At 59.4% G+C, this 8,928-nt stretch carries 9 protein-coding genes and 1 pseudogene; 8 read left to right on the top strand and 2 right to left on the bottom strand.

All coding sequences use genetic code 11. The features are described from left to right. The first annotated feature begins 217 nt into the window (after positions 1-217). Together OQK_RS18920 and OQK_RS18915 are read left to right on the top strand one after the other, a co-directional pair. Positions 218-1,003 carry an outer membrane protein OmpK gene (locus OQK_RS18920; protein ID WP_016773755.1) on the top strand — a complete coding sequence of 262 codons (786 nt, stop codon included), beginning with the start codon at positions 218-220 and terminating at the stop codon, positions 1,001-1,003. A gap of 371 nt (positions 1,004-1,374) precedes the next feature. Then, the gene (locus OQK_RS18915; protein ID WP_016773754.1) at positions 1,375-2,160 is read left to right on the top strand and encodes an outer membrane protein OmpK; all 786 of its coding nucleotides are present in this window, start codon (positions 1,375-1,377) and stop codon (positions 2,158-2,160) included. Positions 2,161-2,265: 105 nt separating this feature from the next. Here OQK_RS18915 and OQK_RS18910 read toward each other — a convergent pair whose 3' ends face one another. Next, positions 2,266-3,438: a patatin-like phospholipase family protein gene (locus tag OQK_RS18910; RefSeq protein ID WP_016773753.1), complete on the bottom strand. Its 1,173-nt coding sequence runs from the start codon at positions 3,436-3,438 to the stop codon at positions 2,266-2,268. 34 nt (positions 3,439-3,472) lie between these two features. Then, the gene (locus OQK_RS18905; RefSeq protein ID WP_016773752.1) at positions 3,473-4,405 is read right to left on the bottom strand and encodes a lipid A biosynthesis lauroyl acyltransferase; all 933 of its coding nucleotides are present in this window, start codon (positions 4,403-4,405) and stop codon (positions 3,473-3,475) included. Between the two features lie 117 nt (positions 4,406-4,522). Between OQK_RS18905 and minC the strand changes: the two genes are divergently transcribed. From minC to OQK_RS30490, 6 genes and pseudogenes are all read left to right on the top strand, one after another. Further along, positions 4,523-5,260, top strand: coding sequence for a septum site-determining protein MinC (minC, locus tag OQK_RS18900; protein WP_038861964.1), 738 nt, complete (start codon positions 4,523-4,525; stop codon positions 5,258-5,260). 169 nt (positions 5,261-5,429) lie between these two features. Continuing rightward, on the top strand, positions 5,430-6,242 hold the full coding sequence (minD, locus tag OQK_RS18895; RefSeq protein ID WP_007913953.1) for a septum site-determining protein MinD: 813 nt from the start codon (positions 5,430-5,432) through the stop codon (positions 6,240-6,242). After that, complete coding sequence (gene minE, locus OQK_RS18890) at positions 6,242-6,496, top strand: cell division topological specificity factor MinE (RefSeq protein ID WP_003223146.1); 255 nt, start codon at positions 6,242-6,244, stop codon at positions 6,494-6,496. Before minD ends, minE begins: the two co-directional genes overlap by 1 nt. A 169-nt stretch (positions 6,497-6,665) precedes the next feature. Continuing rightward, complete coding sequence (locus OQK_RS18885) at positions 6,666-7,301, top strand: RluA family pseudouridine synthase (protein ID WP_016773750.1); 636 nt, start codon at positions 6,666-6,668, stop codon at positions 7,299-7,301. Positions 7,302-7,452: 151 nt separating this feature from the next. After that, positions 7,453-8,295, top strand: coding sequence for a hypothetical protein (locus OQK_RS18880; protein ID WP_016773749.1), 843 nt, complete (start codon positions 7,453-7,455; stop codon positions 8,293-8,295). Positions 8,296-8,388: 93 nt separating this feature from the next. Next, positions 8,389-8,928 (top strand): annotated as a pseudogene (locus tag OQK_RS30490) (hypothetical protein); the annotation flags it as partial.

Raw genomic sequence — 8,928 nt, 5'->3', positions numbered from 1 at the left:
CAACATCCTCGGCGGCAAGGAGCGTGCGGCGATCAATGATTGCCATGCGCACTGATTGAAACCACCACACCACCTGTGGGAGCGAGCCTGTTCGCGAAAGCGCTGTGTCCTTCAACATTGATGGCGACTGACACAACCGCTTCGCGAGCAGGCTCGCTCCCACAGGGACTACGCAACTGCTTGTGCCTCAAACAATAAAAACAAGAGGGAGCAACAGATGATCCGCACGCAAAGCAACGTTCTGTTGAGTGGCGGCCTGCTGGCCGCGAGTCAGGCCATGGCCGGCGATCTGCTGCTGTGGCAGAGCAACAGCCTCAGCTATCTGTACGGCAAGAACTTCGCGATCAACCCGTCGAATCAGCAGACGGTCACCTTCGAGCACGCCGACAAGTGGAAGTACGGCGACAACTTTCTGTTCGTCGACAAGATCTTCTACAACGGCAAGGAGGACCCGAACAAAGGTCCGCACACCTTCTACGGCGAGTTCACCCCGCGCTTTTCCTTCGGCAAGATCCTCGACCGCAAGATCGAGTTCGGCCCGATCAAGGATGTGCTGCTGGCAATGACCTACGAGTACGGCGAAGGCGAAACCGAGGCCTATCTGATCGGCCCCGGCTTCGACCTGAAAGTGCCCGGCTTCAACTACGTCACCCTGAACATTTTCCGCCGCCAGACCGAAGGCCCGCGGCCCGGCGATGGTGTCTGGCAGATCACCCCCGCGTGGTCCTACAGCTTTGCACTGGGCAATTCCGATGTGCTGATCGACGGCTACCTCGACTGGGTCGTCGACAACGACGAAAACTCACGCGGCACCTACCACGCCAATCTGCACATCAATCCGCAGCTCAAATACGACCTCGGCAAAGCCATGGGCTGGAGCCAGAAGCAGGTGTACGTCGGCACCGAGTACAGCTACTGGAAGAACAAATACGGCATTGAAAACAGCCACGCGTTCGATACCAACCAGAACACTGCCAGCCTGCTGCTGAAGGTGCACTTCTGAGATGGCCCGCAACCGTGCGCCATGCTTGCCGTCGGTGCTCTGTTGCGGGGCACTTGAGCCTTGGCCGAGGAGTCAGTATTCTCCGCGGCCTTCCGAATTCGCTCTAAAAAAAAGCCTGAATTCAATTTCTGACCGAAAAGCCAACTTATCCCGGCTGCGGTCAGTCCTGAGGCCTCCCGAAAACACGCTCGTCGACTGTTTTTCAGCAGCCGAACGGGCGTTTTTTGGTTTTTCAAAAGCCTTGGCGCAGCTTTTGCTACCAGCATTCAAAGCTGACCGATCGGATGAAATTTGCGGTACGAAAAAAGGCGCCACATCAGAGCGCCGAACTTAAAAAAATAACGTGGAACACCTACTTTGGGAGCAACCGAATGAAACGTATGTGCACCAGCCTGATGCTGGCCGGATCGATGTTCGCCGGCGGCCAGGCGATGGCCGAAGGCCTGCTGCAGTGGCAGAACAACAGCCTGACCTACCTGTATGGCAAGGACTTCCAGGTCAACCCGCGCATTCAGCAGACCGTGACCTTCGAGCACGCCGATGCCTGGAAGTATGGGGACAACTTCCTGTTCATCGACAAGATCTTCTACAACGGCAAGGATGATGGCGGCGTCGGCTCCAACACCTACTACGGCGAGCTCAGCCCGCGCCTGTCGTTCGGCAAGATCTTCGATCAGAAACTGGCCTTCGGCCCGGTGACTGACGTGTTGCTGGCCATGACCTACGAGTTCGGTGAAGGCGATACCGAGTCGTACCTGATCGGTCCGGGCTTCGACCTGGCGATTCCGGGCTTCGACTACTTCCAGCTGAACTTCTACCAGCGTCACACCCAGGGCGCACGCGCCGGTGACAATGTCTGGCAGATCACCCCGGTCTGGTCCTACACCGTCCCGGTGGGCAAATCGAACATCCTCATCGACGGCTTCATGGACTGGGTGGTCGACAACGACTCCAACTCCAAAGGCGACTACCACGCCAACCTGCACTTCAACCCACAGGTCAAATACGACCTGGGCAAGGCGCTGAATTTCGGCGAGAAGCAGTTGTATGTCGGTGTTGAGTACGACTATTGGTCGGACAAGTACGGGATCAAGGACAGCCAGTACTTCAAGACCGATCAGAGCACCACAAGCTTCCTGGTCAAGTTCCACTTCTGATCCGGCGGCATCCTCCCCGACGTCTTCGCGAGCAAGCTCGCTCCCACATTCAGACCGAGTTCCAATGTGGGAGCGAGCCTGCTCGCGAAGGCCGCACCGCAGATTTCAGGCCGGAGCCACCGCTTCAGATATCCGCAAAAACCGGCAAAGCTCTTCACGCTTGGCCAACGCATCCCGCCGCCCCAACTCGATCAACTCGCTGCAATACCCCGCCTCGAACAGCAGATAACTGAGCACCCCCGCCCCGCTCGTCTTCGTCGCGCCCGGCCCGCGCAGAAACAGGCGCAACGCCGCCGGCAGCTCCTGACGATGCCGTGCGGCGATTTCGTCGATCGGCTGACTCGGCGCAATCACCAGCACTTCCACCGGCGCCACACCCAGCGCGCGGGTCGGCGTGCCGGCCGGGAGCAAATGACTGAACTGATTCAGACGCTGCAGCAGCTCGATATCGCTCTCCAGACTGTCGATGAACGTGCTGTTGAGCATGTGCCCGCCGATCTGCGCCAGCGTCGGTTGCTGGCCGCTGTAGGCGCGCTCCAGCGGCTGCTGCGGATCGACGCCGCGCGGGTTGCCGCTGACGCCCACCACCAGCACGCGACTGGCACCCAGATGCAGCGCCGGGCTGATCGGCGCCGACTGGCGTACTGCGCCGTCACCGAAATATTCCTCGCCGATTTTCACCGGCGCGAACAGCAGCGGAATCGCTGAACTGGCCAACAGATGATCAACCGACAGCTGCGTCGGCACACCGATGCGGCGGTGCCGCAGCCAGGCGTCGATGGTGCCGCCGCCCTGATAGAACGTCACCGCTTGCCCCGATTCGTAGCCGAACGCGGTCACCGCCACCGCATGCAATTGCTTGCGCGCGATGGATTCGGCGATGCCGGGCAGGTGCAGTTTTTCCTCGAGCAGTTCGCGCAGCGGCGAACTGTTGAGCAGCGCCACCGGCATCTGTCGACCGAGGCCGAGCAGGCTGTGGCTGACGAAGCGGCTGGCTTGATGGATCACGCCCGGCCAGTCGCTGCGCAACACGCGGTGGCTGCGAAAGCCCTGCCAGAACTGGGTCAGGCGTTCGATGGCGACTCGAAAGTCCGTGGCGCCACTGGCCAGGCTGACCGCATTGATCGCCCCGGCCGAGGTGCCGACGATCACCGGAAACGGATTGTCCGCGCCGACCGGCAGCAACTCGGCAATCGCCGCCAGCACCCCGACCTGATAAGCCGCCCGAGCCCCGCCGCCGGAAAGAATCAAACCTGTGACCGGTTCAGCAGGACTCATCGCGACACTCCACGGTGCTTGTCAGATCGGCTAATCAACGACGCTTGGGATAAAGCTTCGGCTCGCCCGGTGGGCGACTCTTGAAGCGCCGATGCGCCCACAGATACTGCTCGGGGCAGGCACGCAAAGCGCTCTCGACCCACTGATTGATGCGGATGCAATCGGCCTCTTCGCTCTCGCCGGGGAAGTCTTCCAGCGGCGGATGGATCACCAGGCGATAACCACTGCCGTCGGCCAGACGTTCCTGAGTGAACGGCACCACCAGCGCTTTACCCAGGCGCGCGAACTTGGTCGTCGCAGTGACAGTGGCGGCCTGAATGCCGAACAGCGGCACGAAGACGCTCTGCTTGGCGCCGTAATCCTGATCCGGCGCATACCAGATCGCCCGTCCCGAGCGCAGCAGTTTGAGCATGCCGCGCACGTCATCGCGCTCCACCGCCAGCGAATCGAGATTGTGCCGCTCGCGGCCACGGCGCTGGACGAAGTCGAACAAGGGGTTTTTGTGTTCGCGGTACATGCCGTCGATGGTGTGCTGCTGGCCGAGCAGCGCCGCGCCGATTTCCAGCGTGGTGAAATGCGCGGCCATGAGGATCACGCCTTTGCCTTCGCGCTGGGCCTTCTGCAGATGTTCAAGGCCTTCGACGTGGGCCAGTTTCGCCAGACGCTCGCGCGACCACCACCAGCTCATCGCCATTTCAAAAAAGGCAATGCCGGTGGAGGCGAAGTTTTCCTTGAGCAGGCGTTTGCGCTCGGCGGCGGATTTTTCCGGGAAGCACAATTCCAGATTGCGCCGGGCGATGGTTCGCCGGTCGCTGGCGACGCGATACATCAACGCGCCCAAAACTCGACCGATGGTCAGCAGCGCCGGATACGGCAGCTGCACGATCAGCCACAAAAGCCCCAGGCCGCACCAGAGCGGCCAGAAGCGCGGAGCAAGATATGCTTTTCGAAAACGCGGGCGATCCATTAAAGCTTCCGTAAATACAGTGGCCGCGCATTCTACATCGTTCGACCCGGCTTGCGGCTCGCGGGCGTTCTCGTTATAAGTCTCGGCACTTTTAGTGACAAGCCGTTGTATGCCGACATGAGCCAAACCGACCCGTTAGACCAAGATCCCGTATTCCAGCTCAAGGGCAGCATGCTGGCCATCACTGTGTTGGAACTGGCCCGTAACGACCTCGAAAGCCTCGATCGGCAATTGGCCGCCAAAGTCGCCCAGGCGCCGAATTTTTTCAGCAATGCACCGCTGGTCCTGGCGCTGGACAAACTGCCGCCGAACCAAGGCGCGGTTGATCTGCCGGGGCTGATGCGCGTCTGCCGTCAGCACGGTCTGCGTACCCTGGCCATTCGCGCCAGCCGCATCGAAGACATCGCCGCCGCCATCGCCATCGACATCCCCGTGCTACCGCCCTCCGGCGCCCGCGAGCGCCCGCTGGAGACGCCGGAAGTCGAAGTCAAAAAGAAGCCGGAAAAGCCACCTGAGCCGACGGTCAAACCGACCCGCGTAATCACCACGCCAGTACGTGGTGGCCAACAGATATATGCCCAGGGTGGCGATCTGGTCGTGGTCTCATCGGTCAGTCCGGGGGCGGAACTTCTCGCCGATGGCAACATCCATGTATACGGCCCGATGCGCGGCCGAGCACTGGCCGGCGTCAAAGGTGACACCAAGGCACGGATTTTCTGTCAGCAATTGAGCGCTGAACTGATCTCCATCGCCGGTCATTACAAGGTCTCCGAGGATTTGCGTCGCGATCCGATGTGGGGCTCGGGCGTCCAGGTCAGCCTGTCAGGCGACGTGTTGAACATCATTCGGCTTTAACGGATACTGCCGCATTTTCCAAGCATCTCTAAAACGTAGCGAAAACGGCTCAAACGAAGTAGGAAAAAGGCCCAAAGCCAAATTCCAGCCAAGGCTGTCCGACTGCAGTAGTTTTCAAGAGATGTTTTTCAGGGGCTGAACAGTCCTTCTTCCTTAGGGGTGAAACACCTTGGCCAAGATTCTCGTGGTTACATCCGGCAAGGGTGGTGTGGGTAAGACCACCACCAGCGCCGCTATCGGTACCGGTCTCGCTCTGCGCGGCCACAAAACAGTGATCGTCGACTTCGACGTGGGCTTGCGTAACCTCGACCTGATCATGGGTTGCGAGCGCCGCGTGGTGTATGACTTCGTCAACGTGGTAAACGGCGAAGCCAACCTGCAACAGGCACTGATCAAAGACAAGCGCCTGGAAAACCTCTACGTACTGGCGGCCAGCCAGACCCGCGACAAAGACGCGCTGACCGTCGAAGGCGTGGAAAAAGTCCTGATGGAGCTCAAGGAACAATTCGAGTTCGTCGTCTGCGACTCCCCGGCGGGCATCGAGAAAGGTGCGCACCTGGCCATGTATTTCGCCGATGAAGCGATCGTCGTGACCAACCCGGAAGTGTCCTCGGTACGTGACTCGGACCGCATGCTCGGTCTGCTGGCAAGCAAATCGCGCCGCGCCGAACGTGGCGAAGACCCGATCAAGGAACACCTGCTGATCACCCGCTACCACCCGGAGCGTGTTGAGAAGGGCGAGATGCTCGGCGTTGAAGACGTCAAGGAAATCCTCTCGGTGACCCTGCTCGGCGTCATCCCGGAATCCCAGGCAGTGCTCAAGGCTTCCAACCAGGGCGTGCCGGTGATTCTCGACGACCAGAGCGATGCCGGTCAGGCTTACAGCGATACCGTCGACCGCCTGCTGGGCAAAGAAAAAGCCCACCGATTCCTCGATGTCGAGAAGAAGGGATTCTTCGAGCGCCTGTTTGGAGGTAGGTAATGAACCTTTTTGACTTCTTTCGTGCCAACAAAAAGCCAAGTACCGCCTCGGTAGCGAAAGAGCGTCTACAGATCATCGTGGCGCATGAGCGCGGCCAGCGCAGCACGCCGGATTACCTGCCAGCCTTGCAGAAGGAACTGGTCGACGTGATCCGCAAGTACGTCAACATCGGCAACGACGACGTACATGTTGCACTGGAAAGCCAGGGCAGTTGCTCGATTCTGGAACTCAACATCACCCTGCCCGATCGCTGAGTCGATTTGGCAGTCGCTACGGCGGCTCGGACTGTTGATGCTCGTGTAGGAGCTGCCGAAGGCTGCGATCTTTTGATCTTCAAAGTCAAAAGATCGCAGCCTTCGGCAGCTCCTACAGGGTTATCAGCAGCTCCGAGCCGCCGTTGGCATTTGTTACGAGGCTGTTTTAATGCCGCTGTCCAACATCCGCATCATCCATGAGGACGCCGCCGTACTGGTGGTCGACAAACCGACCCTGCTGCTCTCGGTGCCCGGGCGCGCTGACGACAACAAGGACTGCCTGATTACCCGCTTGCAGGAAAACGGCTACCCGGAAGCGCGCATCGTCCATCGCCTGGACTGGGAAACCTCCGGCATCATTCTGCTGGCCCGGGATACCGACACCCATCGCGAGCTGTCGCGGCAGTTTCATGATCGCGAAACCGAAAAGGCCTACACCGCTTTGGCCTGGGGTCAGCCGGAACTGGACAGCGGCAGCATCGACCTGCCCCTGCGCTACGACCCACCGACCAAGCCACGGCATGTGGTCGATCACGAATTCGGCAAACATGCGCTGACGTTCTGGAAGGTGCTGGAACGGTGCGGCGACTGGTGCCGGGTCGAATTGACACCGATTACCGGGCGCTCGCATCAATTGCGCGTGCACATGTTGTCGATCGGCCATCCGCTGCTCGGTGACGGGCTCTACGCCCACGAGCAGGCGCTGGCCGCCTGGCCACGTTTGTGCCTGCACGCTAGCATGCTCAGCTTCACTCATCCGCAAACCGCCGAACGCCTGCGCTTCGAGTGCCCGGCGCCATTCTGAAATGCGTAAATACTTTGAAAGCCCTTCCTTGCGAAGGGCTTTTTTTGTCCTGCCAGAATTCCACCGGCAATAGATTGACGTAAAGAACTGTCATAAAATTGTAATCAAATATAAATCATGGCACTTCGACATCAGGCAGGAGGCCTCTTCCGTGTTCTGCAGCAAAACACTTCAATCCGAATACCCCATCGTGTGCGCATTCGGTAACACCACCCTGCACCTGAGCGAAGCACCCAGCATCCAGGCACGCCAAGCCCTGGAGCAGCTGATAAAAAAACGTCGCGCGCGCAAACTGACCCGAGCCAGCGCACCGTTATCGTCCTGTGAAACACCACTCTTTGCCAAGGTCCAGCCATTGGACACGTTCAAGGCAAAGGTGCGGGTGAGCCTGAACAAACCGCAACGCAACGGGCGCTTCGACTGGCCGCTCGAAGAACTGATGAATTCCCTCGAAGCTCAGCGCCGGGGCGTGGAGATGCCTGCGCTGAAGGGCTATGGCTATACGCGCAGCAGACTCGGCCTGACCGAGGAATTTTTCCTCCTGACTCACCTGCTCGAAGGCCATATCGACGGCGCCGAATGCATCAGACGCAATCCCGCAAACATCGAAGCTTTCATCCTCGACGCGTTCCAATTGCTCAGCTCGCTCGCCAGCAAGAACATCACTCACATGGATTTCTGGGTGGGCAACATCATGGTGCCCGAGCAAACGCAAAGGCCACTCAAAGCCATCGACTTTGAAAACTGCTTCGCCGGCCCGACCGCGCACGCAAGTGAAACACTCGGTTTTCAACTCGGCTTCTTCTACCGTCGGGATATCTACAAGTTCATTACCGAAGCCGCCTACGATCGCCTGGTCGATCAATATCTCAGCGCGCTGCCCGGTCTATCGAGAGACAGGTTCGAGGCGGTCTATCAGTTGAGCAAACATGAATACGTCGGTCGCAAGCAGCGCCGAGAAGTCTTCCTCAGTGGCAGACTGATCACCGGTTGACGCCCACCCCGGCAACACTTTGAAGCAAGTGCCCGGCCTGCAAATCAGCGGAGCAATACGGTAGACTCGCGCCCCCGCCGTATGGAGCCGCTTATGCGCGAAGCCTTCCCCCCCATGGAAAAAGTACCGCACCAGCTGCTCTACCTGATCTATGGTGACAAAGACGTTTATCGGCGCGAGGCGAAATTCAGCATCCTCACCGCCCTGGCACAACTGCAGCCAAGTGAATCACTGTGCATCCGAGTGCTGACCGATCGTCCGCAGGACTATGCCGGCTGGCCGGTCGATACCGTCACTTTGAGCGAGCAGACCCTGATCCAGTGGCAGGGTGAAAACGGCTACCACCACCGCCGCAAAGCGTGCGCCATTGCGCTGGGCCTGACACTCGCCGAAAAAACCCTGTTCGTCGATACCGACACGCTGTTTCTCGATTCGCCGCACCGGCTGTTCAGCATGATCACGCCCGGGCGTTACGTGATGGATCGCTTCGAATATGACTGGAGTTACGTCTGTAACCGGGCGGACTACGAAAAACTCGCGCGCTGCCTGCAAGTCCACGGGATTTCGTCAGCGAACAGCTTCAAGCTCTACAACAGTGGCTTGTGCGGCGTCACCGATGGCGATTCAGCGCTG

Source organism: Pseudomonas sp. R62 (assembly GCF_000257605.1).
Taxonomy (GTDB): Bacteria; Pseudomonadota; Gammaproteobacteria; order Pseudomonadales; family Pseudomonadaceae; genus Aquipseudomonas; species Aquipseudomonas atacamensis.
Note: the sequence above shows the minus strand (reverse complement) of the source record. Positions and strands in the feature narration are given on the sequence as shown.

What these genes read in the sequence shown, in the direction of transcription:
- OQK_RS18915 (WP_016773754.1), top strand. Translation starts at nt 1,375, where the DNA reads ATGAAACGTATGTGCACCAGCCTGATGCTGGCCGGATCGATGTTCGCC.
- OQK_RS18910 (WP_016773753.1), bottom strand. Translation starts at nt 3,438, where the DNA reads ATGAGTCCTGCTGAACCGGTCACAGGTTTGATTCTTTCCGGCGGCGGG.
- minE (WP_003223146.1), top strand. Translation starts at nt 6,242, where the DNA reads ATGAACCTTTTTGACTTCTTTCGTGCCAACAAAAAGCCAAGTACCGCC.
- OQK_RS18920 (WP_016773755.1), top strand. Translation starts at nt 218, where the DNA reads ATGATCCGCACGCAAAGCAACGTTCTGTTGAGTGGCGGCCTGCTGGCC.
- OQK_RS18905 (WP_016773752.1), bottom strand. Translation starts at nt 4,405, where the DNA reads ATGGATCGCCCGCGTTTTCGAAAAGCATATCTTGCTCCGCGCTTCTGG.
- minC (WP_038861964.1), top strand. Translation starts at nt 4,523, where the DNA reads ATGAGCCAAACCGACCCGTTAGACCAAGATCCCGTATTCCAGCTCAAG.
- OQK_RS18885 (WP_016773750.1), top strand. Translation starts at nt 6,666, where the DNA reads ATGCCGCTGTCCAACATCCGCATCATCCATGAGGACGCCGCCGTACTG.